At 66.2% G+C, this 26,226-nt stretch carries 29 protein-coding genes and 1 pseudogene; 25 read left to right on the top strand and 5 right to left on the bottom strand.

What is annotated here, in order from left to right:
- Nucleotides 1-57: 57 nt before the first annotated feature.
- The gene (locus DAT37_RS44585; RefSeq protein WP_157978925.1) at nt 58-198 is read right to left on the bottom strand and encodes a hypothetical protein; all 141 of its coding nucleotides are present in this window, start codon (nt 196-198) and stop codon (nt 58-60) included.
- Between the two features lie 157 nt (nt 199-355).
- On the opposite strand from DAT37_RS44585, the gene DAT37_RS39420 reads away from it, so the two are divergent.
- From DAT37_RS39420 to DAT37_RS44580, 7 genes are all read left to right on the top strand, one after another.
- Nucleotides 356-772, top strand: a complete 417-nt coding sequence (locus tag DAT37_RS39420) for a hypothetical protein (protein ID WP_109530062.1) — start codon at nt 356-358, stop codon at nt 770-772.
- A gap of 172 nt (nt 773-944) precedes the next feature.
- Entirely contained in the window at nt 945-1,943 is a 999-nt protein-coding gene (locus tag DAT37_RS39415) for a nuclease-related domain-containing protein (protein WP_109530061.1), read from the top strand.
- Between the two features lie 274 nt (nt 1,944-2,217).
- Nucleotides 2,218-2,445 carry a hypothetical protein gene (locus tag DAT37_RS39410; RefSeq protein ID WP_109530060.1) on the top strand — a complete coding sequence of 76 codons (228 nt, stop codon included), beginning with the start codon at nt 2,218-2,220 and terminating at the stop codon, nt 2,443-2,445.
- A gap of 46 nt (nt 2,446-2,491) precedes the next feature.
- Nucleotides 2,492-2,974: a macro domain-containing protein gene (locus tag DAT37_RS39405; RefSeq protein WP_109530059.1), complete on the top strand. Its 483-nt coding sequence runs from the start codon at nt 2,492-2,494 to the stop codon at nt 2,972-2,974.
- Nucleotides 2,961-3,311, top strand: coding sequence for a hypothetical protein (locus DAT37_RS39400; RefSeq protein ID WP_109530058.1), 351 nt, complete (start codon nt 2,961-2,963; stop codon nt 3,309-3,311). Before DAT37_RS39405 ends, DAT37_RS39400 begins: the two co-directional genes overlap by 14 nt.
- A complete protein-coding gene (locus DAT37_RS39395; RefSeq protein ID WP_109530057.1) occupies nt 3,284-4,081 on the top strand; it encodes a hypothetical protein in 798 nt (265 codons plus the stop codon). Before DAT37_RS39400 ends, DAT37_RS39395 begins: the two co-directional genes overlap by 28 nt.
- A 188-nt stretch (nt 4,082-4,269) precedes the next feature.
- On the top strand, nt 4,270-4,542 hold the full coding sequence (locus DAT37_RS44580) for a hypothetical protein (RefSeq protein WP_157978923.1): 273 nt from the start codon (nt 4,270-4,272) through the stop codon (nt 4,540-4,542).
- Here DAT37_RS44580 and DAT37_RS39385 read toward each other — a convergent pair.
- Nucleotides 4,539-5,315 (bottom strand): hypothetical protein, encoded by a 777-nt coding sequence (locus DAT37_RS39385; RefSeq protein ID WP_157978922.1) that lies wholly within the window; start codon nt 5,313-5,315, stop codon nt 4,539-4,541. The two genes, DAT37_RS44580 and DAT37_RS39385, sit on opposite strands and share 4 nt — an antisense overlap.
- 353 nt (nt 5,316-5,668) lie before the next feature.
- On the opposite strand from DAT37_RS39385, the gene DAT37_RS39380 reads away from it, so the two are divergent.
- The 8 genes and pseudogenes from DAT37_RS39380 (at nt 5,669) to DAT37_RS39345 (ending at nt 11,539) form a co-directional block, all read left to right on the top strand.
- Nucleotides 5,669-6,340, top strand: coding sequence for a hypothetical protein (locus tag DAT37_RS39380; protein ID WP_157978921.1), 672 nt, complete (start codon nt 5,669-5,671; stop codon nt 6,338-6,340).
- A pseudogene (locus DAT37_RS39375) lies at nt 6,337-7,117 on the top strand (DUF2786 domain-containing protein). Before DAT37_RS39380 ends, DAT37_RS39375 begins: the two are co-directional and overlap by 4 nt.
- On the top strand, nt 7,114-7,623 hold the full coding sequence (locus tag DAT37_RS39370) for a TIGR04338 family metallohydrolase (RefSeq protein WP_109530053.1): 510 nt from the start codon (nt 7,114-7,116) through the stop codon (nt 7,621-7,623). The pseudogene DAT37_RS39375 and the gene DAT37_RS39370 overlap by 4 nt, the downstream one beginning before the upstream one ends.
- 139 nt (nt 7,624-7,762) lie before the next feature.
- Nucleotides 7,763-8,578 (top strand): protein phosphatase 2C domain-containing protein, encoded by an 816-nt coding sequence (locus DAT37_RS39365; RefSeq protein ID WP_109530052.1) that lies wholly within the window; start codon nt 7,763-7,765, stop codon nt 8,576-8,578.
- A gap of 107 nt (nt 8,579-8,685) precedes the next feature.
- Nucleotides 8,686-9,681, top strand: coding sequence for a hypothetical protein (locus DAT37_RS39360; protein WP_109530051.1), 996 nt, complete (start codon nt 8,686-8,688; stop codon nt 9,679-9,681).
- A 63-nt stretch (nt 9,682-9,744) separates the two neighbouring features.
- Nucleotides 9,745-10,275, top strand: coding sequence for a hypothetical protein (locus tag DAT37_RS39355; RefSeq protein WP_109530050.1), 531 nt, complete (start codon nt 9,745-9,747; stop codon nt 10,273-10,275).
- Nucleotides 10,276-10,277: 2 nt separating this feature from the next.
- Complete coding sequence (locus DAT37_RS39350; protein ID WP_232840281.1) at nt 10,278-11,138, top strand: ATP-grasp domain-containing protein; 861 nt, start codon at nt 10,278-10,280, stop codon at nt 11,136-11,138.
- Nucleotides 11,139-11,302: 164 nt separating this feature from the next.
- The gene (locus DAT37_RS39345; RefSeq protein ID WP_109530048.1) at nt 11,303-11,539 is read left to right on the top strand and encodes an antitoxin VbhA family protein; all 237 of its coding nucleotides are present in this window, start codon (nt 11,303-11,305) and stop codon (nt 11,537-11,539) included.
- A 41-nt stretch (nt 11,540-11,580) separates the two neighbouring features.
- Here DAT37_RS39345 and DAT37_RS39340 read toward each other — a convergent pair whose 3' ends face one another.
- Entirely contained in the window at nt 11,581-12,558 is a 978-nt protein-coding gene (locus DAT37_RS39340) for a tyrosine-type recombinase/integrase (RefSeq protein WP_109530047.1), read from the bottom strand.
- Between the two features lie 85 nt (nt 12,559-12,643).
- Between DAT37_RS39340 and DAT37_RS39335 the strand changes: the two genes are divergently transcribed.
- From DAT37_RS39335 to DAT37_RS44575, 4 genes are all read left to right on the top strand, one after another.
- Complete coding sequence (locus tag DAT37_RS39335; RefSeq protein WP_157978920.1) at nt 12,644-13,720, top strand: Fic/DOC family protein; 1,077 nt, start codon at nt 12,644-12,646, stop codon at nt 13,718-13,720.
- Nucleotides 13,721-14,174: 454 nt separating this feature from the next.
- A complete protein-coding gene (locus DAT37_RS39330; RefSeq protein WP_109530045.1) occupies nt 14,175-14,930 on the top strand; it encodes a hypothetical protein in 756 nt (251 codons plus the stop codon).
- 101 nt (nt 14,931-15,031) lie between these two features.
- On the top strand, nt 15,032-15,784 hold the full coding sequence (locus DAT37_RS39325) for a hypothetical protein (RefSeq protein ID WP_157978919.1): 753 nt from the start codon (nt 15,032-15,034) through the stop codon (nt 15,782-15,784).
- Nucleotides 15,785-15,835: 51 nt separating this feature from the next.
- Entirely contained in the window at nt 15,836-16,006 is a 171-nt protein-coding gene (locus tag DAT37_RS44575; RefSeq protein ID WP_157978918.1) for a hypothetical protein, read from the top strand.
- Between the two features lie 53 nt (nt 16,007-16,059).
- Here the strand turns inward: DAT37_RS44575 and DAT37_RS39320 are convergent, their stop codons facing one another.
- Complete coding sequence (locus DAT37_RS39320) at nt 16,060-17,124, bottom strand: IS630 family transposase (protein ID WP_198654670.1); 1,065 nt, start codon at nt 17,122-17,124, stop codon at nt 16,060-16,062.
- Nucleotides 17,125-17,253: 129 nt separating this feature from the next.
- On the opposite strand from DAT37_RS39320, the gene DAT37_RS39315 reads away from it, so the two are divergent.
- The 5 genes from DAT37_RS39315 (at nt 17,254) to DAT37_RS39300 (ending at nt 24,051) form a co-directional block, all read left to right on the top strand.
- Complete coding sequence (locus DAT37_RS39315; protein ID WP_157978917.1) at nt 17,254-18,078, top strand: class I SAM-dependent methyltransferase; 825 nt, start codon at nt 17,254-17,256, stop codon at nt 18,076-18,078.
- A gap of 28 nt (nt 18,079-18,106) precedes the next feature.
- Nucleotides 18,107-20,449, top strand: a complete 2,343-nt coding sequence (locus DAT37_RS39310; protein WP_109530041.1) for a hypothetical protein — start codon at nt 18,107-18,109, stop codon at nt 20,447-20,449.
- A 37-nt stretch (nt 20,450-20,486) separates the two neighbouring features.
- A complete protein-coding gene (locus tag DAT37_RS39305) occupies nt 20,487-20,678 on the top strand; it encodes a hypothetical protein (RefSeq protein ID WP_109530040.1) in 192 nt (63 codons plus the stop codon).
- 319 nt (nt 20,679-20,997) lie between these two features.
- Nucleotides 20,998-21,255, top strand: coding sequence for a hypothetical protein (locus tag DAT37_RS44570; RefSeq protein ID WP_157978916.1), 258 nt, complete (start codon nt 20,998-21,000; stop codon nt 21,253-21,255).
- 759 nt (nt 21,256-22,014) lie between these two features.
- Nucleotides 22,015-24,051 carry a hypothetical protein gene (locus DAT37_RS39300; protein ID WP_109530039.1) on the top strand — a complete coding sequence of 679 codons (2,037 nt, stop codon included), beginning with the start codon at nt 22,015-22,017 and terminating at the stop codon, nt 24,049-24,051.
- 1,098 nt (nt 24,052-25,149) lie between these two features.
- Here the strand turns inward: DAT37_RS39300 and DAT37_RS44565 are convergent.
- The gene (locus DAT37_RS44565) at nt 25,150-25,356 is read right to left on the bottom strand and encodes a hypothetical protein (RefSeq protein ID WP_157978915.1); all 207 of its coding nucleotides are present in this window, start codon (nt 25,354-25,356) and stop codon (nt 25,150-25,152) included.
- A gap of 32 nt (nt 25,357-25,388) precedes the next feature.
- Between DAT37_RS44565 and DAT37_RS44560 the strand changes: the two genes are divergently transcribed.
- On the top strand, nt 25,389-25,991 hold the full coding sequence (locus tag DAT37_RS44560; protein WP_157978914.1) for a hypothetical protein: 603 nt from the start codon (nt 25,389-25,391) through the stop codon (nt 25,989-25,991).
- Nucleotides 25,992-26,226 lie beyond the last annotated feature (235 nt).

The following is a 26,226-nucleotide window of genomic DNA, read 5'->3' as shown; positions in this document are numbered from 1 at the left end:
AGCCGAAACCGTAGGCTACTCAGCGTAATTCGCGGGCCGCCGGGCAATATCGCTCGGTCAGTCGTCTTCGGGAGTGTCCGGATCGCGCAGCGGCCGATGTGTTCCATCGAAGTCGGGCAGGTGGAAGCTGTAGTGGCCGTCGATGCCGATGTGGGTGCGGATGAACGGCGAGAGCCGCGCGGCGTCGGTCTCGATCACCGGGTACTGCTGAGCGAGCCCTCATAAATCACGCCGACATGAAATCACCCAGCCCAGCAACAGGATTCCCCCTATCTGCTTAGCGTGACCTTCCTCCTGGATGTTCCTCAACCCCGGCCTCTTCGACTTTCCCACCTGCAGCCCCCACGGAGCCACAATGACTACTGCCTGGGACGAACTACCCGGTGACTGGGCCGATCGTGCCGTGAACTTCGGCGGCTACCAGTTCCACACACTTTTCGACCGCCGATCCCCGCACTATCAGCCGCTGCCCGATACCCCGCCACCATCGGCGGTCTACGAACGCGGGGATCGCTGCCTGTGCGCGCACTGCGCCAGCGAGGGCCTCTACGCTGCCTGTCCCCTGTGCCGATTCTGGCGCGCGCATTGCGATGTGTGCGCAGGCCGCCGCAGATACCGCGACTTCGGCACTCGCCGGGAGATGGCCTGCGATGACTGTCTGGACATGTGGCGAACCGAGGTCAGCCACTTCCGCGAGGCGCTGCGCTCACCAGCCGCCGCAGCCCGAGCGCTGCGCGCGCAAAGAGCCGACGCGCTGGCACACAGGACCTGAATCTCACGGCCCCGCAGACTGCACCGAAATCTGACCGACCCGGCCGGCGGCCGGTCCACGGGCAGCGACGACTGCAACCCAACAGCCGCCGTAGACCGCCCGCGCATAGATCCTGCGGCCTCTTTTCCATGACGCGGGGACGTTCTCCCCCCACGATTTTCCAGGAGCGATCATGCTCGTCATCGAAGCCACACCCGCAGGCTCCTACAGCGAAACCCGAGTCCGCGGGTGGCTGAGCAGCTCGACAGCCGACGAGTACGTGGCGGGAGTGGCGATCGCTGGCTGCCACATCGCCGACCCGAGCACCGGGCGAAGCCAGCAGGTCGACGTCCTGGTCCTCATGCCCCGAGCGATCATCGCGGTCGAGGTGAAAGGACTCCACCCCGACATCAGGACCGGCACGATCATCGCCGAGAGCAACGGCCCCTGGAGCCACGATCAATCCGACCTCGACCCGGTCCACACCCTCGCCTCCGCCGCCAATCCCGTCAACCAAACCCTCTCCGCGGCATTGAAAACGAAACACGCTGCCCTTGAACACAATCCGGGCCGCCCCTTCGTCGAGGCAGTCGTCGCTCTGGTCGCTCCGCAGTGGTCCGCCGTGACGTTGCGGGCTGGTGTGATGCCCGACGGCTTCGAGGTTGTTCTCGGCGAATCCGCCCTGCGCGCGGCCCTTTCCGCCCACGCCAGCAAAGGCGTCCCCTGGACCGCCGAACAGGCCTTCTCCCTGATCAACAGCCTGAATCTGGGCCGATCAGTGACCATCAGCCAACTGATCGCCGAAGGGTTCCCTTCCGGCCCGTCACAGCCCACCCCGCCGCGCCCCCGAACAGTGCCGTGGCCGCCCCCGCGCAGGTCTACCTTCGGCGCCCACCGATCCCGTCCCGCAGCGGGTGTCCGCGAAGTCCGTTCGGGTCCGCACCGCGACTTCTCCCACCGGTCGCGCCGCACGCCTCGATGGACACCCTCTCGCCTGCGCTACCGCAAGCGTCCCCGGCGGCATCATCTGCAGCAGGTGCTGGCCGTCGTCACGATCGTGGCGGTCGTGTCAGTGGTGTGGTGGCTGGTCGTCCATTTCAGCGCCACATCGGCGCCGACACCGACACCGAACGCGCCGACACCGACCTCGGTGCTCAATCCGGTACCTGGCACCGATCACGCGGCCCGCTGAGACCGGAGCGTGTCCACCCGCTGCTCTCGGGCCGCCGTCAAAATCGCCGTTGCGCGCTCACCACCGCGCCTGCCCCTCAGCACTCCGATCCGCGGGCCCAGACTCGACCTGACGCACGGTCGTCGTTCGACAACTGTTGCAGCACTGACTGATTCGCGAAAGGAATACCCACTCACCGTCACCCCGACGCACGCGGTCAACACCGGCGATCTCGGTCTTCGTCCCTGCGATCGGGTCGGTCCTGACCTGCGCTTCCCTCAGAAAGGTTCCGGCCATGAGTTATCCGGTCACCGAACTCCCCGACATTTCCGGCATCGGCGGCCACTGGACGCTCGCACCGGCCCGAGACTGCGCTACCGGCGGTCATCTTCAGGTCGGGCGCGCGATTTTCGCGGGCCGTCAGTGGCCCCGCGAACCGAAGGACTGCGTCTGCGTGCGCGGGGACTGGTACCTCGACGGCAACCTCCTACTGTGCAGTGATTGCGGCACCGACGGCACCTGAGGAGTTATCTACGTCGGGCCGCATCCGATCGATCGAGGAGAAACACATGCCCGGCACCGAGATCCGATACACGACCGGTGACGCGACCGCCCCCGAAGGCGAAGGACCACTCCTGGTGGTTCACATGTGCAATAACGCCGGTCGGTGGGGTCGCGGTTTCGTTCGCGCGGTCAGCGACCGCTGGCCAGGACCCGAACACGCCTACCGGCAGTGGCACAGATCCCGTGAGCAACCGTTCGAGCTCGGCGAGATCCAACTCGTCCCGGTCGAGGAGAACGTGTCGGTGGTGAACATGATCGGCCAGCACGGTATCGCCGACAACCGAACATCGACACCGCCGATCCGTTACGACGCCGTCGCCCGGTGTCTGACCAAGCTCGCCGACCACGCGATCGCGGCGGGTGCCTCGGTCCATACGCCCCGTATCGGCGCCGGTCTCGCCGGAGGCCGCTGGGAACAGATCGCACCACTCATCGACACCCATTTGTGTCGGCGCGGGATCGCGGTGACCGTCTATGACCTGCCCTGAAAGCGAACAACCCCGCACCCCGATCGAGGAGCTGCTGCGCCGGCAAGCCGCCGCGGCGCTGCTCGGTGAAGCCGAGGCCGTCATGCGCGGCGAACGCCACCTCACCATCGAACACGGCTATCCCGAAACCGACGACGAAACCGCCCGCCTCGAACAGTTGCGGACCGTGGCATGGCGCGGCGCCGACGGCGCCCACACACGCTCCATCGGCGGCGGAGGCGACTACACCACGATCACCGTCGAGGGCCCCGCCGCCGACGCATTCATCGACCACCTCGCCGAACTCGCTACCGCGTTGGGCCCGAGCTGGTGGCGAGTGCGCCGATCGGCACGCTGACCAACCTCACCGAGGGACACCCCATCATGGCGAACCCACACCAGCCCCCGCCCCTGTGCGCCACCTGCGGCGTCCCGATCACCGCGGCACAACCCGCGTGGTTGACCGGCAAGATGCTGCCACGGCAGTGGTCCGACGCCGACAACCACCTCCGCGCCGACACCCCTATCCCGCACGATCATTCACCGACTCCGCTGTGCGCGTGCGGGCATCCCGCAGAACGCGCTATCGGTGCCGACCCGGTCCGTTGCGGCACATTCGGCTGCCCGTGCACCCACCACCCGGCCCCGCCATGGACGCCCCACGGCGACCCTGTCGACTGGCGCCGGATCGGCCGCGAGGCACACGCGGCCGGACAACCCCTGATCCCGGCCACCGATGCCCGAGTGCGCGAGGCGCTGCGGGGACTGCCCGTCGGCGGCGGAGCAGTACAGATCATGAGCCTGTTCACCGACGGCTGGCACGCCGCCAACTCCGCACCCGACGACGCCGTCGCGGCGATCGTCGCCGACTTGGGCTTGCTCATCACCGCCGCAGTCGAGCTGTACCGCGAATATGGCGACGTCGATGACATCCTGAGCAGTTCGCAGGTCGAAACCCTGCACAGGCTGGCCGAATTCGCCGACGCCTTACCAGAGACTCTGTCGGCATTGGATGCGTGGGACGTCGTCTCGTTCGCTACCACCGCCGCCGAACTCGCCGACCGGCACCCCTTGCGCGATCAGGCGCTGCGCGATGCTGTCGAACGCGCCCGAACCCACCTCGAATGATCCCGACTCCGCAGCGAATTGCAGACACCGACCCGAACCGTGCCCGGTCCTTCCTGCAGCCCGACTCCCGCGACCCGCAGCAGCGTCATCGAACGACGGCACCCGTCGAGCATGTCGAGAGTTCTGCTTCTACAACCGCGTCCGACCCCGAACGCGGCGCCCTCCCAACCAGCCACCAGGAAGCTCCGATGCTCTCCTACACCCTCGGTCCCACAAATATCACCATCACCCTCGAGGAACCGGCTCCGCTCGCGGTGTGGATAACTCATCTGATCCCTCATATCCGCGTTCTCCACGGCAGTGATGCCGACGCCGCGATCAGGCAGGTCGAGACCTTGGCCAGGAAAATTCTCACGACGGAGTTCATGACCTACGGAGAAACTGCGGGCGGGGCTGTGCTCGACCTCAAATACAAGGAACTGTTCACCGACGGACAGCCCTCGCCGCAGGCCACTGGCTAGAACGCGTCCGCCCGGCCGGATATCTCGGCGATCCAGCCCTGCGCGGCGAATCGTGCAGCGAGCAGCGATGGCTTCCGTCCGGTCGCGGCCGACTCGAAACCGGTGCTGGTCCTCTGGCCTACCTCCCAGTCCCACCACTGCCGCGGCCGCGGCACTTCGGTGGGAAACAACGCGACAACCAGTTCGCGGTCCGGGTCGTCGACGGCCCGGACCGACGCCTGCAGCGGATCCGGTGAGGTCAGCAGTTCTTGCGTGGCGACCAGCATGTCCGGCTGCTGGTGCCACGACAGTGCCGGGGCGGGCCATTCGCTGATGCGCAGCAGAGCATCACCGATCAGTGCCAGATGCATGTGCAGCGCGGCTGTCATCACCATCATCTCGCGCGGGCCCCATTGCTGAGCCGGATGGTCGGTCAGGACCGCGATCATCTCTTCGATGCCGAGCCACGGTCGGGTATCACCGTCCAGGCACAATGCGCTCTCGGCAGAAGCCATCCGCCACGCCAACTCGACCGTCGCACGAGCCACACCCAACTGCTGAACCGCGTCGCGGGTGCGATCCGGTCCCAAACGTGTGATCGGCCCGCTGATATCGAACAACGCCGCGACCACCGCATCGGAAATAGGCGGGTCGGCCTCTGCCGCCCCGTGCGTCTGCGCGGCCACATCCCACAGATCCGCCACCGTGGCCAGAGCCCCGAACGGGACCCGATCCAACCGAAACTGCCATTGACTCAACAGATCCCGCGCCACCAGCCCGCTCGGGCGTGGCACCGCGGCGAAGTCACAGACCCATCCACGAGCTCGTGATCCGATATCGCCCCCAGCACCTCGGCGGCAACCTGCGACCTCGATCCCGCTGACACTCGCGGCAATTCACCCGTTCCAGAGCTCACGCCACCACCATAGCCACCCCACGCACACGACCCATCGGATCGACATCGGCAGCCATCGCCTGCGGTCGACCACAGGGACCGAAGCCATCAGGCGGCGTGACCATCCGCCGCAGCACGCCACAACATCGAGCAGACGACTGCTCTCCTCCCAGTCGTTTCCCGCCCGTCCATACGGCGGGAATCGAGATCGATTCCGGTGACCTGCTCACCGCCGCCGCCCATGGAGTCTCGTTGACCGACCGCACCCCGCCACCCGCGAGCGAAAGCCGTTCCGCTGTTCCTGCTGCTCTCACCGACGCACCCCAGTCGCACGGGATGGCCGTGCCCTACATCACCTTGGCCCACCGCGATCGCTCCTATCGGCCGGTATGGGGTCGCATCGACGCGCGACGTCTGCGCGAAATCCTCAATCGTCGACTGTGCCAGGTCTGCGGTACCCCGCTCACCGACCAGGTCGTGGTCTTCCTGCGCCCCGACGACTATGCCCTCGGAGTCGCTTCCGAGCCCGGCCTCCATCCCGCCTGCGCCGAATACAGCACACAGGCCTGCCCGGTGCTGGCCGGACGGATCCACCGATACAACCCGCATCCGGAGTCACGCAGCACCGAATGCGACGATCCCCGATGCGACTGCCGACTCTGGTCACGGACACCACCGAGTGAACCGCGGCCACCGCGACCGATCGAGGCCTGGTACGCCATCCAGTTGCCGCTGACCGAATACCGCGTCCTCACCATCGCCGCGACCGACACCAACCCCGAGATCACCGGCATCGACGTGCACACACCCTCACTGCTGCATCGAGTCCGCCAGATCCGCGCGTCCGCGGACCCCGCCAGCGGCACCGACCCGCTGCAACTGCTCCTCATGACCTCGGCGATGTTCGGCGGTGATCGACCGTGACTACCTCCGACCGCTACCTGCAGCGCATCGCCGCGCTGCTGCGCCAGTGCGAGGGCACCGACAATCCCCACGAAGCACACGTGTTCCTCGTCCACGCGCAGGAACTCGCCACGCGCCACTCGATCGACCTCGCCCTGGCACGAGCCACCGACCCCGGCGCCACCCGCAGTACACCGATCGCGCGTCAGATCACCATCGGTGAACGCGGCACCCGGGGCCTGGCCACCTACGTGGGGTTGTTCCTCGCGATCTCCGGTGCCAACGACGTGCGTGTGGACATCGCCCGTGATTCGACCTGGGTGATGGCGTTCGGCATGGAAACCGACATCGCCGCGGTCGAACTGCTCTATACGCGGCTGCTCACGCAGATGGTGCGCGCCTCACGCGCCTACCTGCGCTCGCGCCTACACCGCACCAAACCCAAGATCGGGACACCGGTCCACGGGACCACCGCGCGGATCGCGTTCCAGAACGCGTTCGCCGCCAAGATCGGCGAACGCCTCACCGCGGCCCGCGACGCCGCCCGCGCACACATTGATCGCGACCACCGACGCGAGCGCATCCGGGCCCTCCACAGCGCTGGTACTGCGCGACAAACAACTCGAAGTCTCTGACTTCTACCGCGTGAACAGTCGCGCACGCGGCCGCCGGAATCCCGGCAAGCGGCGGCGTCGCCCCGCACCCAAGGCGATCATTGCCGGGCGCCAAGCCGGGCAGCGTGCCCGCCTCACCGACCAACCTGCCCTTCCCGCACCACACCCGCGGCTGCGTTCATGACCCGCCACGCCACCCGCGACACGCAACGCAGCCGGGTCCACGCCGCCGAGCAGATGGTGCGGTCCATTTTCGACCTGGCCGCCCGGACACCCGGCCGCCAAGTCGAGATCTTCGGATCCCGCCTCACCCTGCCCGAGGAGCGGCGGGTGGTGTCGCTCGAGTCGATCAAGACCTACGCCGACACCGTCCTGGCCCTGCCCGCGGTCCGCACCCGATACGACCGTGCCGCGGTCGCGGTCACCGTCCGCGACCGCCGCGGTCCGACCCGCGCGCACTACGAACCCGCCACCGCGACCATCGCCATTCCCTTGCACAACCGCGCACTGTTGCGGGAGCTGGTGATCCTGCACGAACTAGCCCATCACCTGCAACCTTTCGCGGGCGAACCGGGCCACGGCGCGGCCTTCACCGCGATCCTGTGCCACCTGCTCGAGATCGCCCTCGGCACCGAGACCGCGTGGCTCATGCGCGCCTGCCTCGCCGACGCCGGAGCCCACATCGACTAGATCGCACCCGATCACCACCGGACCAGAACAGCACTGCCGCACAACGATCCGCGACTCACCACGCCGCCCGGGCCCACCCGCCCACGCTGCCAACGAGTCACCCGCATGTCATCGATCCCGTTATGGGAGGAGCACACTCATGTCTTCGGTCCGCCAAAGCTATCGCGGCTCCCGTACAGAATTCGATGTCGGTGCCGCTCCCCTGCCCGCCCCCCACCCCGCGCAGCGCGGCGCCACCGGACACCGCTACGGCCCCGGCGACGCGTACGTGGTCGCGGCCGTGGCGGCCGCGTCGAACTCGACCAAGGGATCCGAGGTCATCGCCCAGGCCGGCGTGCGCGCGGTCACCGCGTACAGGGCCGCGTTCGACCACCGCGACGACCCCGCGTATCTGTTCGAACTGGCAAGAGTCGCCTTGCCCCTGCACACCGAATTCGCCACCGGGACACAACAACACGCGCTGTCAGCCTTCCAAGACCGTGAATGCGTCCACCGTCGCCCCGACACCGCCCTCGTCGTCGCGCTCGTCACGCCAAGCGGTGACGTCCACCTCGGCTGGCTCGGAAATTCCCGCGCCTGGCTGTATTTCGACACCGGCGAACTGCTCCAGCACACCACCGATCACCACCTCACCGAAACCGGGTCACCGTCGCTGTCCGGAAACGACGCACCCGAGAACCGGCACTGGTGCCGCGCCGCACACCCCTGGCGACGGCCCACGCACGTCGTACTCACCACCGCGGGTGTCCACGAATTCCTGCCCCCGCGGGCCATCGCCCACGCGCTGGCCACAGCGTCCACAGCGTGCCGCGCCGCGCACTGGCTGACCCGGTGGGCCGAACGCGTCGCGCGAACCCGCGCCGACAGCCCCGCCGCGCTCGTACTTCGCCTGCCGCTCGACGATCCGACGCCGGGTCCGTTCACGCGCAGGATCGCCCTGCACGACACCGACTGATCACCGCGACAACAACCCCGACATCGGCGCGCGCCGTCTATCTACCGCCGCGACCCGGGGAGCGGACTCGGCGATGCCCCCAGGAAACCCGATCAAAGGACGACCCCATGCAACTGTGCTGGTCCGAGACCAGCAGCACCGACTGTCACGCCACCTACTCCGGGCAGCGCACCTTGTGCGAACTACCTGTCATCGAGGCCCGACCGACCTACGCCTCCTCCCGCACCGACCTCACCTGCCTGACCTGCCTGACACAGGTGCGTCGCGACCTCGCCCGCCGGGCCGCCCACGACCTCGTCACCGCCACGGTCGGCGCCGGCGTCCTCACCGGGTACCTCACGCTGATCGACGCCGCTATCGCGGTCATCGTGCCGATAGCGTTACGGTGGCGCGAGCAGCAGCACAGCTGGTATGCCATCTCCCTGTCACTGACCCGCACCGTCGATATCGCCGTGACCGAGTCCGTCGCGGACAGATCGTTCCTGGTCGCTCTGAACGCGACCATCCTCGAATCACTGCGCAACACCGAAACCTTCGAGGCCGCTCCCGCGCTACGGGAACTGCGGACCCTGCTCGACCAGATGGCCACCCAGATCCCCAGCGTCCGCCACATGGCCCCGGGCAGCAACGAACCCAACTACCCGCTCTGGTGGCAACTCGACGCGACCCTCACCGACGCCGAATCCGGAAAACTCACCCAGACTCAGGCATGGTCGGCCGCGGTCGCACTGCTGTGGGCCACGGACACCTCCGATGTGATCTGGCCCCGCTGCGCACGCCGACACCAATTCGTCGCCGCCATCACCGGAGGACACTGGCAATACACCGAGCCCGCCCCGGCCTTGCCCGCAGTCACCGTGACCGCCCGCTATCAGGCGCAGACACAGGAGCACGGTCGAGCCGTCGACGTCGAGGAGCCCCACCACTGGACGGTCTCACCAGCCTTGGCCCCCCGAGCCCTGCAAGCGATCCTTCCCGGCTCGACCCGCACCAGACTCGACTTTCTCATCGACGACCCCGCCGCGCCCCAGGCCATCCGCCAGCGCGACGACCCCTTCCGCATCGACATCGACTACACCATCGGCCCCGCAGCCTCCGGCTGAGTGTCTCCGACATCTCACCGACCGACGGGTGCCCTGTGCGCACCGATTCCTCCCCTCAGACCCATGTCCCCCTCCGAACCGCAAACCCTGTCCACCACAACCCTGTTCGACATCCGCGGTGACCCCGTCCTCCGTGCCCGAGGACCAGTCACCGGATCGATCAGCCTCGGCTACGACTACCTGCACCCACCTGCTACACGAAACCCGGTGTGGTTCCTACATGTACGTCTCGCCCCGACCATCCCCGACACCGCCACCACCGACACCGCCCACGCCACCGTGCTGAGCCTGCCCGACACCCGTATCTACGCCGGACCCGCCTACCTGTGGCTGACTCCCGGGCGCCGCCCGCCCCGCAACGGGACCAAGCCATCCCAGACGACACCACAACCTCTTGTCACCGACCCCTGGGCGCACACGATCACTGCGTTGCCCACCACGGCCACCGCGGCGCTGCACGCGCTATACGAGCTGATCCTCACCGACTGGCACACCCCACAACGCCTGCACAACGCCCAACTCGCCCACCCACCGCCGGACACCACCCGGGTCCGGCTCGCCACCATCCACACTCTGAGGAGTCCGCCGCCGTGACCATGCGACTGTGCCTGCTGCTCGAGCAACGCTACCGGCACCACAGCCTGCCGATGGCGCTGGCACACCGCCTACGCCACAGAGGACACCACGTCGACATCGTCGCTCCGGGCACACAACTGCTCGATCTCGCCGACCTCATCACCAGCGGCAACCACGACGCCTGGATCCTGAAAACAGTCGCGGGCGGCCCCGGACTCGGGCTCCTGGAAGCCGCCGCGCACGCCGGACTGACCACCATCAACGACGCGCGCGCCATCCGCGGCGTCCGGGACAAGGCCCGCGCCCACCTACTCGCCCGACACCACCAGCTGCCCGTCCCGCCCACCTGGGCCGCCACCGACGCCGCGACCTTCGCCACTGTCCCCGCACACCACTTCCCGCTCGTCGTCAAACCCGCCGACGGCAGCGACGGACAGTTCGTACAGATGGTCAACGGACCCGAAGACCCCGACAACCTTCGCACCCACCACACCAGCGAAAATCTGCTCCTGGGCCAGCCCTACATCCGCAACCGCGGCGTGGACCTGAAGGTCTACGCCATCAACGGACGCCTGTTCGGTACCGAACGCAGTCCCCCGCTGGCCACCGATATCACCGTCGACCGCCCGGTACCACTGAACGCCGAGATCAGCGACCTCGCACTCCGCGTCGGCGACATCTACGGTCTGGACCTGTACCGCATCGACATCGTCACGGGTCCAGAGGGCCCGACCATCGTCGACATCAACGACTTCCCCAGCTTCCGACACGTACCCGACAGCCTCGACCTGCTCGCCGACGCCTGTCTGTCATTGGCCTGGAACGGAGCTCGACGAAACCCTCTCGATCCCTCCCGCCATCACGCCCGGACCCCGCTGTGAACACCACACGCACTCGACCCGACACCGACCGCGACACCGCCATGGCGAACCTTCCGACGCAGCGAGCCCTCCCCATGCTGGTCCACCACGCCCCGCACACGGCAGACTCGAGGGTGACCCATCCACCCGGCACCCCTCGAGGTACCCGCCCGCACCGGAGCCGCATGCCCGACCAACGCTCGACCAAATGGCAACAGACGTATCCCGACCTCTATGCCGAACTCACCCCCGCCCAACAACAGGCATTGGACCAAACCCTGGGCAGCCACGCCCTCGACGGCATGGAACCCGACCGCGACCTGGTCTCCGACCTCGTCGACTGGATCACCGGAAAGATCGACGAAGCGACCTATAACGAACGCGCCGCCGCGCGCGCCCACAGATCCTCGACCACCGGCTGAAAAGCTCAAAATCGCCTGCCAGTCAATTCAGTTGTGGGCGTTCAAAACTCGATCGACAGCTGATCTCCGACGACTACGGGCACCCGAGGGCCACGTCCGCGCTGCGGCGATGGAGGTCTCTTGGCGGCCGCGTCGGGCGCTGCGGTGGCGTGTAGCGCGCGGGCTCGCACCGAGTCCGTGCGAAGACGTCCCATCAGATCGTCGATCTCCCCCTCGTCGCGGCCCTGATCGAGCAGCTCCTGCTCGAAACTATTCCGCACTCTGCCCGGCGACAGATCCGCCACACCCGCCTCCGCGCCGATCGAGCGCACGATCCCATCCACCCGCCGCGGCGAGATCGTCCCACCGAGCCCGGCGCGAAGGAAATACCCACGACGCTGCCTGGTGCCCAGCAGCCGACCCCGCTCGGCCAGCCAACACAACTGCACCCGCCGCGCGCTCTCGTCCAACGGCAACACCCGCTCCACCCCACCAGGACCCGGCGCACGCACCGTTCCCTCGTGCGCGGTCAACTCCACCTTCTCCAGCTCCAAACCGGCCAGCTCCGATTCCCGAAGCCCGGTCGACAACGCCATCACGAACAACGCGTAGTCACGCGAACGCCTTAGCGCCGCCACATCCAGACAACGGCTGCGCTGCAACGGGGTCAACGGCTCCAGGACACGCCGTACCACGCTCACCGAATCCACCGTGGGCTCATCCAAGCCCTGCCAGGTGAAGTACAGGTTCAACGCGGCCAACGAGACATTCACCGTCGAGGTCGCGCGCAGTTGCGACACGAACGCCGCGACCGCCGCGTCACGACCGAGCGCGGTGTCCAACTCCCGCCCGTGGTCGGGATTGGCCCACAGCCATCGAGCGAACGCGCCGGCGCGCTCCACATAGCTCTCCACCGACCGGCGCGCGAACAGCCTGCCCTCGAGCCAGCGCGCGAACCACTGCCGCTGCTGCACCCACCCGTCCTCACCCGCGGCCAATCCCGACCTGTCCAGCGAGAACACCACCTCGGCATCCGCCATCGCCCAGCCACCTCCATGCTGTTCGTCTCCCCCAGCATGACAGCACTGACCGACAAACTCGAGCACCGATTAGTAGCAAAAAATCGTGCATCGGGTGGCTACTAATCAACACAAGAAGGCGGACGAGCCCGAACCCGCCGTCAGCGGTGAAACCGTCCAGACCCTCCCGCGCTCAGCCGGTGGTGGCCGCGCTGCCGATGTTTGGGCAGACTCGATGGGTTATGCCCGGCCACAACAGATTCGGGTCCACATGGTCGACGAGCCAGAACAGAGCATCCGGGTCGTAGGCCCGCACGCTTCCCCGCCCGAGGACGTGCTCGACCGTACACGGATGAGCGCCGACGAACGCTGGGACTCGCTGCTGTGGAAATCGGTCGACGGCACACCGATCCTGGCCAACATCTACCGCACCCGCGACCCCGCAGAACTCCGACGACGCGAATACCACGAGACCGCGCGACGTTCGCTCGAAATCGCCTGCGGACTGGTCGACATCGCACACACCGGCGATCGCACCGAGTTGCAGGCGATCCACGCTCACCTGTTCGCCAAGGTCTATCCGTGGGCGGGCCAGCTGCGGGACGTGGACATGAGCCGCCACGGCCAAAACTTCCTCATGCCGGAACATTTGGCCGAATTCGTCGACGGAATCACCTCGAGTGCTCGGTCGATCGACTGGGCACAGCTCGACGAGTCCGAATTCGTCGACAACGTCGCGAAGACATCGATGGCACTGAACTGGGCGCACCCGTTCCGCGAGGGCAATGGCCGCGCTACCAGGCTGTTCCTGGATCGATTGATCTCGCAGACCCGATTCGAACTCGACTACAACCTCGTCAACCCCACCGCGTGGCGTCTGGCCCACTACGACGCACACCCGCAACCCGATGTGCTGCCGGTGGACTACAGCCCGCTGGCGTCCGTCATCGCCGCGATGACCGTCCAACGCGCCGGTATCGGCATCGAGATGAACCACCTCGGAGGCGGCGACATCGCCGTCACTATCGAAAGCAGCCGCGAGAACACGGTAGGCCAGCAGATCGGCGAGGCGATCGACGCCGCCGGGCTCACATCGCCGTCACCTGCCCCCCTGCTCGACCACACCCCCGCTGCCACCGAAACCGCCGCCCGAACCGAACACGTACCCGAGATCGGCGACTGAGCCCACACGACACGAGACGGCTGTGCGTCGATCCGGTTGTCTGCCGACGCAATTCCCGAGCATCTCTCGTTCATAGGGGATTTCGAAGATTCGACTAGATGACGGTCACCGACGCCGATCGCCGGGCAGTGCACCGCAACCGCCCGAGTGCCCGTCTACCGACGCCCGAGCCGGTTCGAACCTGTGTCCGGGTCGGTCTTCGACCTGGGCGACCGCGAGAGCCCTCACAACCCACACCGCCTCGACGCCTGACCGCTGCCCCGCGAAACGGCGGGGCCCGCGTGCCGTCGGTCTTTCCGCGCCCACCGAGAGTCAGCAGGCGTGTGCGCCCAGCCGCGCGCTCGTCGGTGAATGCCGCCGCGCTGCCTCGTTGCGCCCTTGCGCACTTCCCCTGTCCCTCGAACACACGCGAGTCCTCGGCGATCCTCCGAACGACCGCGGTCAGGAACGCCGTATGGAACCCATCGATCCACCGACATCACGCCACCGATCCACCGCTGGCTCCGCCGGGCACGCCGCCGCCGTAGCAGCACTACTCGACGCGCCCTACACCCCCGGCGACCAAACGATCACGGCCCAACTGGCCAGCATCACCGTCCTCGTCGACGTCCGCCGCGACCCCTTCCAGTTCGCCGTTCCCGCCGCGCAGGCCGCCGAATTCGCCGAACTGCTCGCCACCAACCGCCCATCAGACCCGCCAAGCCCGCCCGCGGCCGAACCTGCCGCAGCAGACCCCGCAGCCGAGGAACAGGAATGGGAGGCACTGGGCCGGGCAGCATTCGACTCCGGTGTCCTGCACCCCTCGCCGCTGTCCAACCCCGATGTGGCACAGCGCATCCTCGCCGCCGACCCCGACGACGTACACAAGCTCGTCGCCTTCTACGGGCAGGGCTGGAACAACGCCTCCGAAGACCGCGGCCGCGCGCAGATGCCGTACTCCATCGTCGCCCCCAACCAACCACCTCCACCCTCGACTCCCGCGTACTTCGTGTGGGACTCCGCCCACAACGAAGTCGGCGCAGTCCTGCCCGACGGCACCGACGCCAAGCCCGGCTACAAAATCCGCACCGCCAGCGGACGCGAGCGTGCCGTGCATCGCCTGTGGATCGAACAACAGCCACCCGCCACAGCCGAACAAAGGGCTGCGCTGCACATCCAGATGACCGCCATCGGCTACCGCCTGGAAGTCGTCAAGTCCCTGTCGTTTTGACCGACGCGTTCGATCACACACGCGCCAGGCGCCGCCTCCCGGGGTGTGTCGCCGTCCGCACCGATCCATCCCGGCCACCGACACTGCAGAGGCCCCTGACGATGCCTGATTCTCTCGACGATCTCGAAGCTTTCGATACCGCGTTCGCCCGCATTCTCGCGGCCTGCCGAGACGAAGACCACGCCCTCACCGAATCCGAATCCCGTGTCCTCGCTGCGGCGTTCGCGCAAATCGGCACACCGCTCGAGAACTGGGGCGGCGGGGTCGACGTCGCCGATTCCGTTCGGCTGGTCCAAGACACCCAGTGGCTGCTCGACGCGGCGAGCATCATCCGCGCGCAGGCTGACCCGCACCGATACCACGACGACGCCCGAAACGCCCTGCACGCGTTGCTCGGCTACTTCCAGACCCGCGCGCTGAATCGTCCCACCCGCGTGGACTACCTACGCGAACTGGGCCAGCTGTACACCCGCGAACTCGAGTTCCTGCGCGCCCACGGGCACACACCACACATCTCCTGGACCGACGACGGTCACAGCGCCCGACTGGTGGCGCCCCTCGACGACAAACACGAAATCCACGCCACCAACGGCCATGGCTGCCTGAACGGCAGCCACACCGAACAGATCGACGGCAACTGGGCGGTCGGGGTCTACGAACTCGGCACCGACCACGTCGTCACCAACCACGTAGACCGCCGTTTCGACATCGCCTACACCAACGCGATCGCCTCACTCCCCACCCGGCCGACCAAGGCCCCCTGCCCATTCGTCCCGGGCTCAATCTCAGACTCCCAGAAAGAAATTGAAGGTGCGAAAGAAGACGAAACTGAAACTGCCCGCGACCTTCGATAGCGTCGATGAAATCCTCGGCCTCGATGCCCAAAGTTCGGCACCGACAGCAGCATGGTCCTGACGCCCTGCTGCCACGCCAGCGGCAAAGGCAGCATCGATTCACTGTCCGGCATCGTGTGCCGGGCCTGCTACGTCGACGTGCATCACAAGCACGGCGGCGGCGACACCGAGATCGCGATACCCGTCGCAGACCTGGAAATCATCATCGAAACCGGATCCTGATCGCCGCCATTCGGACTTGGTCCAACCCGAATCTCATACGCCCTGTACGCGATCTAGTGGTCCGTATTTGAAGTCTTTGGACGTTGGGCCTTGGTGAGGATCTCCTCGGCGGTCTTGGTCCAGACGAAGGGGTGTGCTCGGGGGTTCCAGCCGTTGATGAACGCGCGGATGGCGGTGGTGAGTTCGCGGACGTTGCGGAAGGTGCCGCGGTGGATGGCTTGGCGTTCGATGATGCCGAACCAGACCTCGACCAGGTTCATCCATGAGGCCGAGGTCGGGGTGTAATGCACACGGATACGTGGGTTCTCGGTGAGCCAGTCGCGGACTTCGGCTTTCTTGTGGGCGGCGTAGTTGTCCATCACCAGATGGAGTTCGCGGCCGGGGTAGGCGCGGGCGAGGTGTTTGAGGAAGGCGAGGAATTCCTGGTGGCGGTGACGCGGCTTGCACAGGCCGGTGACTTTGCCGGTGGCGATTTCGAGGGCGGCGAACAGGGTGGTGGTGCCGTGGCGGATGTAGTCGTGGGTCTGTCGTTCGGGGATCCCGATCTGCATCGGCAACGTGGGCGCGGTCCGGTCGAGTGCTTGGATCTGGGATTTCTCGTCGACGCAGAGCACGATCGCGTTCTCGGGTGGGTTCAGGTAGAGCCCGACGATGTCGGTGACCTTGCCGGCCAGTTCCGGATCGGTGGAGAACTTGAAGGACTCAGCCCGCCACGGCTGTAGTCCGTATTCGCGCCACACCTTCGACACCGTGCCGTGCGCGATCCCGAGATGACCGGCAAGCAGACGCGAACTCCAATGTGTCACACCGTATTTCTTCGGTGGTGGGGTCAAGGTCGTGGTGATCAACTTGTCGCGGTCCAACGTTCGGGGCCGCCCCGAACGTTCCTCGTCTCGTAACCCATCGACACCGGCGACCTGGTAACGAGCCCGCCAGTTGATCACCGTCTGCCGTGAGATGTCGAACCGGCGCGCGATCTCGGCATGCGCGACACCGTCGGCGGCCAGCACGATGATCCGAGCCCTCAACACCAGCCCGGCCTTCATCGACTGCGACCGGATCCAACCCTCGAGGATCTTCCGATCACCTTCACGCAACTCCAGAGCAGCAGCACGCACCCGAGAGATTCAACCAGAACCCATAACTGCCCAACAACTTCAGAAGCGACCCGCTAGAGAACCTCCTCCTTGTCGCTGTCAAATCCGCTCGAAAGGCGATCCCCCATGGCTGTCAGAACATCCGTGACAGTGCCCGAGTTCGCGCTCAACATCCTGGCCGAGTCACGAATCGTGGAAAACAGACTGTTTCTCCCGGAGCAGTTGAGCACAGGAGATTACAAGAAAGTCAACAGGATCATCGAGGCCATGGGCGGACGTTGGAGCCGCCGAGAACGGGCCCATGTTTTCCCCGACGACGACCCCGCCGAGATCATCGCAGCCGCTCGGGCGAGCGGCAAGATACCCAACACCGACAGAAAAGTTCTGGAGGCATTCTTCGCCACGCCCGAGGGACTGGCCAGGCACGTCACCTCAGGCGGGCACTCCGACATCGCCGGTCTCGACGCAGGCGCGCATGTCCTCGAGCCCTCCGCAGGCGATGGTGCGCTCGTACGGGCGATCCTCGAAGCAAACCCTGACGTGCACGTCACAGCCGTGGAACCTGATCACGAACGCGCCGCCGCGATCGGGCGCGACCCTCGGGTAACGGTCGTGGTGTCGAGTTTCGAACAGTTCGCCGCAACCGCATCTCGGCAGTTCGCGGTCGTGGTGATGAACCCTCCCTTCGCGCTTCCAGGACGGCCGACAGCGTGGATGGATCACCTGGACGCCGCATGGGACCTGCTGATCGACGGCGGACAGCTCCTGGCCATCGCCCCCGGAAACTACACCTTCCGAACCGACCGCAAATACCGCGCGATGCGTGAACTCATCACCGCACACGGCGATTACGAGGAACTGCCGTCCAACGCATTCGCTACCTCCGGCACACAGGTCGACAGCGTGTTCCTCCACGCCCGTCGACCCACCGCATATCAGCAGCCCCGCGCCGCACCCGAAAGGGTTGCGCCCTAAGAAATTACCGATACATCCGGGATGAGCAATGACCGACTTCGACGGACTGTTCGAAATCACCCTTCCCGTCGACCCCACCACGCCTTCCCTCGACGGGACGGTGCCAGTGGTGGCGTCCTACGGAATGGGCGCTGATTCCACAGCATGGGTCGTGCGAACGATCCTCGATCCAGCATCTCGACACCCCGCACTGTTGCCCGATCTCTCGAACCTCATTCTCGTTACCGCCCAAACCGGCGACGAATTCGAATCCTTGATCGAACTGGTCGAATGCCACGTACTTCCGTTGCTGCGCGCACACAATATCCGACTTGTCGAAGTAGCTCGCGCGGGCCCGGAGAACGAAGACGGAATCGTCGTCCTACAAGACACCCGTCAGCCCTACCGCATGCATTGCGACGCCGACGAACACGGCTTCTACGCACTCAGCAAGGAAAACCGCGTCACCGGAACAATGCCGCAACGCAGCGGAACACGAAAATGCACCTTGAAATTCAAAGGCTGGCCGATGGATACATGGCGTAACCGCGAACTCGGCACCCGGCCATATTTCCACGTCATCGGATACAACGCCGACGAATCGAAAAGAATCGAGAACGAGCCCGTTCTCGCATTGGGCGGTCACCGGACGATGACCTATCCGGTCCACGAGGCGGGCTGGACGCGACAGGACTGCCGCGAGTATCTCTATGACATCTTCGGCGTCTGGTGGCCCAAGTCTCTGTGTGCGGAATGCTGTTACGTGTCCAAACGCGAATGGTCCGAACATCTTTCGCGGATGTTGGCCGCGCCCGAACAGGCCGCTCGGCATCTCGTGGACGAATACTGTGCAGTTGCCCTCAATTCGAAGTCCGGGCTTTTCGGTCCCGACGAAACACTCGATGAGCGCCTGCGGGCCGCGGGCGCACGGGCGATCCTGGATCTGGCAACTCACACGATCCTCCACAGCCCGTGGGCGCTGTATCGGGTACGGAGGGTCTACTTCGGACCCGCCGTAGCGTGGCGTTCGGTTCACACCGTCCATCGCGGCACACCCGACGAAACCGGACGAGTCCTACGTTGGCTGGCCCGCAAGGTCAACGTCACGCCCGTGACCGATACCCGAGCGCACACCCGCTTGTGGCTGGCCCAACGCCCACCTGATTCGAAGACCTATCCCCAAGTCGAATGCTTCTTCGTCGCCGCGCCCGCAAATGTGGCCGACAAACAGCGCGACACGTTCGAAAACCATTGGGTCGCACACGCGTCCGACACATTGCGCGAACGCGACGTACAAGCCGCCGACCACTTGTATCGGCGAGCAAGGCCGCGCACAGCGCATACATCCACCATCACTGCGGCCCCTGACCAGGCCCTGCACAGCGACCAGGGCGAAGCGCCATGCTGCTCACCCATCGCCCCCAGGCCCAGGTCCGGTTATGTCGTCCCGAGGAGCTATTTGATGCCGTTTCTTCACTTTGACCACGAGCACGTACGCGCCGAACTGCGCGAGGACGGCAAAACCACCCAGATCGCCGCGGCCCTGCAGCAATGGCAACCCGACGGCGACATCAGCGGGCTCGCGCTGCTCTACGACCTGATCGAGAGCGTCTCCGGCGGCCGATCCAGTCCTTGGCGTGTCGATCTCGACGCTGTCGCGATCGAAGTCCTGGCGCACTTCAGCTGCGACAACGCCAACACTTCGGTCTACAACGGCGACCTGACCCTGTCGATGATGATCGACGGCAGTTTCGAAGTCGCCGACCTCGGCGTCGAAGACCTTCACGACCTGGTCGACTTCACCGCCACCATGGATGGCCCGGAACGGGTATTGGCTCTGCTCGAAGCCGTCACCGTCCGACTCGACGCCGCCCTCGCCCAGGCCATGCGGTTCACACGTGCGTTGAGCGACCACCAACGCAGGACCGCGGGCACCACTCCAGTGCCGCAGCCGCTGCATGCCGACCGTGTACCCACCGTCGGAGACATCGCCGCCCAGATACGCAGAGAAGCTGCGTTCAGCGGTGGCCAAGCCTGGCAGGACACCTCAGCATCGAGATTGTGGACCGCCACCCCGCGGCCCAGCGCGGAGGAGCTCATCGCGGCGCGCGAGCACGCGCTCACATGTGAACGCGACAGCTTCCTTCCCGAGGTCGACAAGATCAACAGCGCCTGGCGGGACGCGGGATGCCCCGCGGTCCGGGTCGAGTCCGTCACGCCGGGGGGAGGCAGCGAATACGACACCGAATTCGTGTTCAGCAACGGAACCCGGCTGTTGCTCCACAGCGACGGCGTACTGGTCTCCGACACCCGCCGCAGACATCTGCACTTCCTCGAGGTCGTGAACCTCGAAGGGGGCAACGACCACCTCGACCTCGAACTACGCCCGTGATTCGACAGCACACGCCCTTCCGGAGAGGCCGCGGCGAATGATCACCATCAACGTCGAGAACAGCACCAAGATCGTCGTCACCGTCCACGACAGCGGCGGCGGCGCCAGCGAGATCTGCATCGAGGAGAACACCGCCGACATCGAGATCGTCGTCGACGCCGCCAGATCGATGACCGCGCTAGTCACCGTCAACGACAGCGCCACCGAAGTCCACACCGCCCGCGCCTGACACGCTCAACCACACGATCTGCGTGGTCGGTTCCAGGCAACCTCGGACCGATGCTTCGCAGACGGCGAGGTAAGTCCGAATACGCCACCCTGCACTTGGAAATCGGTGTCCTCCGTCGTCACTGTGAACGGCGCAACCCAGACCGTCGAAGCCTGTGACTGACATAACGCGGTGCGACAGCCAGCCATGGCGCCACCGAAGTCGACTCCCTGAACCAGTCGGCCGCATTCCTAAGCATCCACAGGACTACTCCACACGCACCCTTGTGCGAGCCGCCGACTCATCCATCTCTATCCGCCATGACAGGAGTGCTGTAGCGATGTCCTGGATTGCTTCCCAAACCGACTCAGCCGCCGAGGAATTGCGGCGAGCTCTTGCCAGCCCGCAAGCCTCCTATGTCCGGGACCACGCCGGAGCCGACCCGGATTTCGGATGCTGGTTGCTGGCCTGCGAGCAGCACTGCGGACTCAACTATGGCGTGTCGATCTTCGACCTGCCCGACATCGCTTGGCGTGACCTCTACGACGACGAGGCGACTCCGGTCGAAGCGGTCCGCGAAGCCACGATCGAACTCTGAAAAAATCTCCGCCAGAGACCCTTTCGGCGAATCGCCTGCCCTGCATCGATGGCTCGCGACCGACGTGCACGGCGCACAGGCATCTATTCCTACGACGACGCCTACAGACAAGAGCGAATCTCTCGACACCACCGTTGAACTGATGCGCTTCCCGCAGGTCCAGCGCCACGAGATCCCCGTCGGGGACGAGCAGCAACCCAGCACGTTGAAAGTGCTCGCGCGTGTCCGTCGTCGAATTCGGGGTCTGTCGGGCTCCGCGCGCCGGTTGGGTCCACGCACGAGCCGACCTGGATCGGCGAAACGCCTCAGGCCAAAGGGACGCAATGGCAACGGTGTGCCGACCGCGAACAGCTCGCCGGGCCCGCACCCCAGACAGCCCTGAGCAGATCGCCACCGAGGTCGTCGTCAGAGCGGCTGCGTGTACTCGCCTCGATGCCCCGACGACGGCCTCGAACGGACCCATCTCATCGGTGATCTCATCGCCGGTCTCGGCCTGCCCGCCACTGCCACGGCCGGAACCCGCGCCATCTGATCCGGTCGCGACCACCCGCAAACCGCGTCATCGGCGCACACCCCCGCATCGACCGTCCACGCGACCGACCTGACACCTCGCGTTCTGCCACTCGCATGTCCAAGCGGTCGAGACGCGCCGTGCATCCGACAGCGCCTGAGCGCGGATCTTCCCGACAACGCCGTCGGATGCCGTCCACTGTCCCGCATCCCGCCCAAATGATTCCGAATAGAAGGAAATGAGGAACTATGACCACCTTCATCGAAGACACTGCCTCGGGGACGGAACCGCCGTGCGACCCGGTCATCGACACCGACGACCTCGGCGAACGGTCCTCCGAGCCCCCCGCCGACTCTCCGTTCGACACCGCCACCACCGTCGACGAGATCGCCGAGCAGGACGCGGAACCCGGCTCCCACGAGGGTGAACCGCGGTCGGCGCGCGACGTGCTCGCCGAGCTCGAAGTGTCCTACCCGACCTACTTCGCCGATCCGGACCTGCTCATCCGGGGCCCGAACCGGCCCGAGAAGCCCGACGACGCCGACTTCGACGCCGATCTGGCCGCGCACGGCAACTACGTGCCGATCATCGCCACCGTCGACGACAAGGGCTTGGTCGTCGAGGACGGCTGGCACCGCACCCGCGCGCTGCAACGAGCCGCAGCGATCGCCCGCGACCAGGACCCCGACGCCGAGGTCCGCAAGGCGTGGATCATCGTCCTGCCCCCCGACGCCGAACTCAGCGAGAAGCAGCGCGTAATCGACAGGGTGCGCATGCAGTTCGCCACCGGCAAGTACCGCTTCACCCAGAACGACGCCGACCGCCTCGCCGCGGCCGCCGCCCTGTTCGCCGTCAAAGCGACGGTCAAGGACGTCCGACAGACCCTCGGACTGACCGCCAAGGAAGCCACCGCGTACCGCAAGGTCGCGACCTCCGAGACCGCGACCGCAGCGGTCAACGCCCACCAGTTCGACATCTTCCACGCGGCCGCCGCCGACCGCTTCGCCGACGACCCGCACCGCACCGCACTGTTGGCCCAGGCCGAACTCGACGGCCTGTTCGACCACGTCTACGCCCAGATGATCGCGGAAGACGAGGCCGCCGAAGCCGACCGCCTGGCCGCCGAGGAAGCCGAGGCCACCCGTGTACGGGTCGCCGCTGCCTACGAGGCCACCGCGAACTCCTACACCGAACGCGGATTCGCCGTCTACGCCGAACTGCCCGACGACACCGACAATTGGTTGCCGCTGGACTACCTGCTGACCGCGACCGCTGACCGGCCGGGCGAAGCCGAACTGACGGCGCACCCGCAAGCCTTCGCGGTCGTGCTCACCCAGCGGATCGTGCACGTCGAGACCGGCGAAGCCGTCGACCCCGACAGCATCGATCCCTACACCCGCGACTACCCCGACATCGAATTCGCCGTCGTCGGCAAAGTGCACATCCGCGATGTGCAGGAGTCCGAGGAATTCGACCCGACCTACTACTGCATCGACCTCGACACCGCCGGACTCTTCATCGACCCGGCCGAACTGCCCGACGACACCGAGTCCGACAACGGCAGCGATGCCGACCGCAGCACCGGGCGGACGGAGTCGATCGCGCAGCGTATGGAACGTAAGGAGAGGCAGGAGGCCGAGCGCAAGCGCCACCACGACCGGACCCGGGTACTGAACACCAAGTCTGTGGCCGCGGCGAAGGTCCGGCGTGACTGGGTTTCCAATCACTGGTTCACCAACAAGAAGGTCATCGTCGCCGGTATGGGCGCGTTGATCGGGCTCACCATGGAACACGCCGAACTCATCGACCGCTACCACGCCCGGTATCTTGCCGACGATCTCGGCAACCACATCGTGCCCGCGGACGCCGGCGTGACGGCGCGCGACAACGCCGGACTGCTCTACACCGCGCTGCGGGTGGTCGCCGCCCTCGAGATCGACATCCTGTCCAACCCCGACGTCAGCGACGCCAAAGCGCGGGGGTGGCGCCAGCCCCGCAACCCGTTGTGGAAGCCCTACATCGATTTGCTCGCCAGCCACGGTTACCCGGTAAGTCCGTTCGAGCGCATCCTGACCGGCGAACTGACCGCCGATCAGGTCTACGACGGCGTCACCGAACCCGTGGCCGACGCCGATGACACGGACGAGACCGAAGACGAGTCCGAAATCGAATCCGTCCAGGAGTCCGACGAGCCCGACGTCGAGAGCGGCGAGGGCGGCGAGGGCGAACTCGGCTCCGAGGACCCCGCCACGGTCACCGACATACCCGAACAGGCCGCTGCCTGAGCCAGGATCGCGGGCGTTGCGTCACGGCAGCCGCGACGCAACGCCCGCACCGCCCAACCCACCCGAATCCCGTTACGCCGCAGCCGAAACAGAATCCACCGACCAGAGCGACTGGACCTTCCTCATGGGCAGCCACAGGCCGCACTGGCTCTGGAATCACGCTGTGCCACAGTGTATCTCCGACCATCATCTACACACGCATCGAAGCCTGCGCGCCGCGTTGTCGCCGTGGATGCTGGACTCGGGCGCTTCTCCAGCTGGTTCAAACATGCCTCAGTAGACTAGGCTGGGCTAGATTCTTCGCCGGTTCGACTGGCACACCGCAGGTCTCGGTGAGCTGGCGATTGATCCGGATATCGGAGGTCATGTGGAGTTGTTCTTCACCGGCCCGTCGCGCATCCCGCGGTCTCCGTGGCGGCAGCTGGTTGGCCGGGATACCTTCCGCAACAGCATCCCCCCGTGCCATGCGGATCCGGCACATGACGCTGGAACAGTTCTCTACTTCCGTGAGGTCGGGTTGGCCGGCATGCGGCCGGATGCGACGGTGGATCCGTCGTTTCGAGGCCGATCGCCGCACCGCAGCCGGGCTGGTGTCGAGCCGGCTCTGCTGACGGGTATGCGGCTCGGCGAGTGGTCCACGGTCCTTCTGCCCGAGCTCCGATTGGACCGGTAGCGAACCGGGCGGTCGACCCGAAGGGTGGCGTTTTCCGGCTGGTGGCGTGTGCGAAATACCAGCGACCGCGAGATGTTTATGTCCCGCGGTCGGCTGTCGAGATGGTGCTGACGTACATGCGGATGGAACGCGCCCACGTGGTGGCCGCGGCTCAACGGACGCTGATCAATCGGCGAGCGGATCTGTTCGTCAGCGCTGGTTCTCCGAGGCGATCACCGGGCCGATGTGCTCACAACCGACGCCGAACCCACATTGGAACATCCGGACGCCCCAGCGGTCCTGGGGCTGACCACAGACCAGATCAACGAATTACGCTCGGGCGCAATGGATATGGGCGTCAGCAGCTGCCGAGACCCGTTCGAGTCCCCGTTCGGGCGGTCCGGACAGGTGTGCCCGGTCGCGCCGCTGCGCTGCCTCGAATGCCGTCATGCCCTGATCCTGCCGTCGAACCTGACGCAGCTATTGCTGCTGTCCGACACCTGCACCGGCTTCGGAATCGCCTGGGCCCGCAGCACTTCCACGCACTCTGGGGTCAGAGCGCCGCCAACCTCGCCGCGGTCTTGGCCGAACGCAGTGAGGCGGAGATCGCGGTGGCGCGCAAGCAGATCGCGCTCGGCGAGGCCGGCTTGCACCTGCCACTGTCCTCGAACACGGAGTTCGACCGATGACCGTGCATCCGTTTCGAAATCCCGCGGACTCGGCACGATTCGGCGGTGAAGAAGAGGTCATCCAGTCCCACCCGCTGCTCCCCGATGCGCGACCCCCGCGATTCAGGCAGGCCGTCGTGTGGGATCTCGATGGTGTGGTCGAACGGCCCGTGAACCAGAAGGCCGCCAACTACCGGGTGAGTTTCGTCGGCCTGTCACCGGCATGGAACCTGCGAGCGCGGGAAATGGCGATGATCTGGCTCAACCCCCGCCATCCCGCCGTGATGGAGGCCGGGATTCACCTCAAACCCGATCCCAGTGAGCCACGCACCGTCGCGCTGCGCGCCGGAACCCTGCGTGCACTGGCAGCATGGGCCAGAGACCAGGGACTGCCCGAGGACCTGCACCGGTGGGATCGTGAGGACTTCCCCGCTACATCCATCACCAGACCGATAGGCTCAAGCTCGGCAGCGTCAACGAACACATCGTGGTCATCAAGGCACTGCACCGGTTCCGGGCTGTGCTCACCTGCGGCGGGCTGGCCGCCGACCCATGGCCGGATCGACCCGCCTCCCACGTCCTCGGCCTGCGCGACACGGGCGAACTCGCCACTCCGGTGATCCGACCACGAATGTGGTTCCCGCTGGTCAAAGCGCCCTGGACCTACATCAACGTCTTCGGCCTCGATATCCTCCGGGCGCGCGCGATCTGGGTCGGGTTGCGGCAGAACGGTCGGCCACTGCAGGCCGCCGACGCTGACGCGGTGCTCGCTCGCTGGCTCTTGGACCCCCATCACCGTGTTCCCGTCCATACCGGCCGCACCGGCGCGGACAAGGCCGGCAAGGTCCACTGGTC

The sequence above is a fragment of the Nocardia aurea genome (assembly GCF_003123685.1).
GTDB classification, from domain to species: Bacteria; Actinomycetota; Actinomycetes; order Mycobacteriales; family Mycobacteriaceae; genus Nocardia; species Nocardia aurea.
This window is presented reverse-complemented; position numbering and strand designations above follow the sequence as displayed.

Excerpts from the sequence above, each read along its gene's own strand:
- DAT37_RS39420 (WP_109530062.1), top strand. The coding sequence starts at position 356 with ATGACTACTGCCTGGGACGAACTACCCGGTGACTGGGCCGATCGTGCC.
- DAT37_RS39415 (WP_109530061.1), top strand. The coding sequence starts at position 945 with ATGCTCGTCATCGAAGCCACACCCGCAGGCTCCTACAGCGAAACCCGA.
- DAT37_RS39410 (WP_109530060.1), top strand. The coding sequence starts at position 2,218 with ATGAGTTATCCGGTCACCGAACTCCCCGACATTTCCGGCATCGGCGGC.
- DAT37_RS39405 (WP_109530059.1), top strand. The coding sequence starts at position 2,492 with ATGCCCGGCACCGAGATCCGATACACGACCGGTGACGCGACCGCCCCC.
- DAT37_RS39400 (WP_109530058.1), top strand. The coding sequence starts at position 2,961 with ATGACCTGCCCTGAAAGCGAACAACCCCGCACCCCGATCGAGGAGCTG.
- DAT37_RS44580 (WP_157978923.1), top strand. The coding sequence starts at position 4,270 with ATGCTCTCCTACACCCTCGGTCCCACAAATATCACCATCACCCTCGAG.
- DAT37_RS39370 (WP_109530053.1), top strand. The coding sequence starts at position 7,114 with ATGACCCGCCACGCCACCCGCGACACGCAACGCAGCCGGGTCCACGCC.
- DAT37_RS39365 (WP_109530052.1), top strand. The coding sequence starts at position 7,763 with ATGTCTTCGGTCCGCCAAAGCTATCGCGGCTCCCGTACAGAATTCGAT.
- DAT37_RS39360 (WP_109530051.1), top strand. The coding sequence starts at position 8,686 with ATGCAACTGTGCTGGTCCGAGACCAGCAGCACCGACTGTCACGCCACC.
- DAT37_RS39355 (WP_109530050.1), top strand. The coding sequence starts at position 9,745 with ATGTCCCCCTCCGAACCGCAAACCCTGTCCACCACAACCCTGTTCGAC.
- DAT37_RS39350 (WP_232840281.1), top strand. The coding sequence starts at position 10,278 with ATGCGACTGTGCCTGCTGCTCGAGCAACGCTACCGGCACCACAGCCTG.
- DAT37_RS39345 (WP_109530048.1), top strand. The coding sequence starts at position 11,303 with ATGCCCGACCAACGCTCGACCAAATGGCAACAGACGTATCCCGACCTC.
- DAT37_RS39340 (WP_109530047.1), bottom strand. The coding sequence starts at position 12,558 with ATGGCGGATGCCGAGGTGGTGTTCTCGCTGGACAGGTCGGGATTGGCC.
- DAT37_RS39330 (WP_109530045.1), top strand. The coding sequence starts at position 14,175 with ATGGAACCCATCGATCCACCGACATCACGCCACCGATCCACCGCTGGC.
- DAT37_RS39325 (WP_157978919.1), top strand. The coding sequence starts at position 15,032 with ATGCCTGATTCTCTCGACGATCTCGAAGCTTTCGATACCGCGTTCGCC.
- DAT37_RS44575 (WP_157978918.1), top strand. The coding sequence starts at position 15,836 with ATGGTCCTGACGCCCTGCTGCCACGCCAGCGGCAAAGGCAGCATCGAT.
- DAT37_RS39310 (WP_109530041.1), top strand. The coding sequence starts at position 18,107 with ATGACCGACTTCGACGGACTGTTCGAAATCACCCTTCCCGTCGACCCC.
- DAT37_RS39305 (WP_109530040.1), top strand. The coding sequence starts at position 20,487 with ATGATCACCATCAACGTCGAGAACAGCACCAAGATCGTCGTCACCGTC.
- DAT37_RS44570 (WP_157978916.1), top strand. The coding sequence starts at position 20,998 with ATGTCCTGGATTGCTTCCCAAACCGACTCAGCCGCCGAGGAATTGCGG.
- DAT37_RS39300 (WP_109530039.1), top strand. The coding sequence starts at position 22,015 with ATGACCACCTTCATCGAAGACACTGCCTCGGGGACGGAACCGCCGTGC.
- DAT37_RS44560 (WP_157978914.1), top strand. The coding sequence starts at position 25,389 with ATGACCGTGCATCCGTTTCGAAATCCCGCGGACTCGGCACGATTCGGC.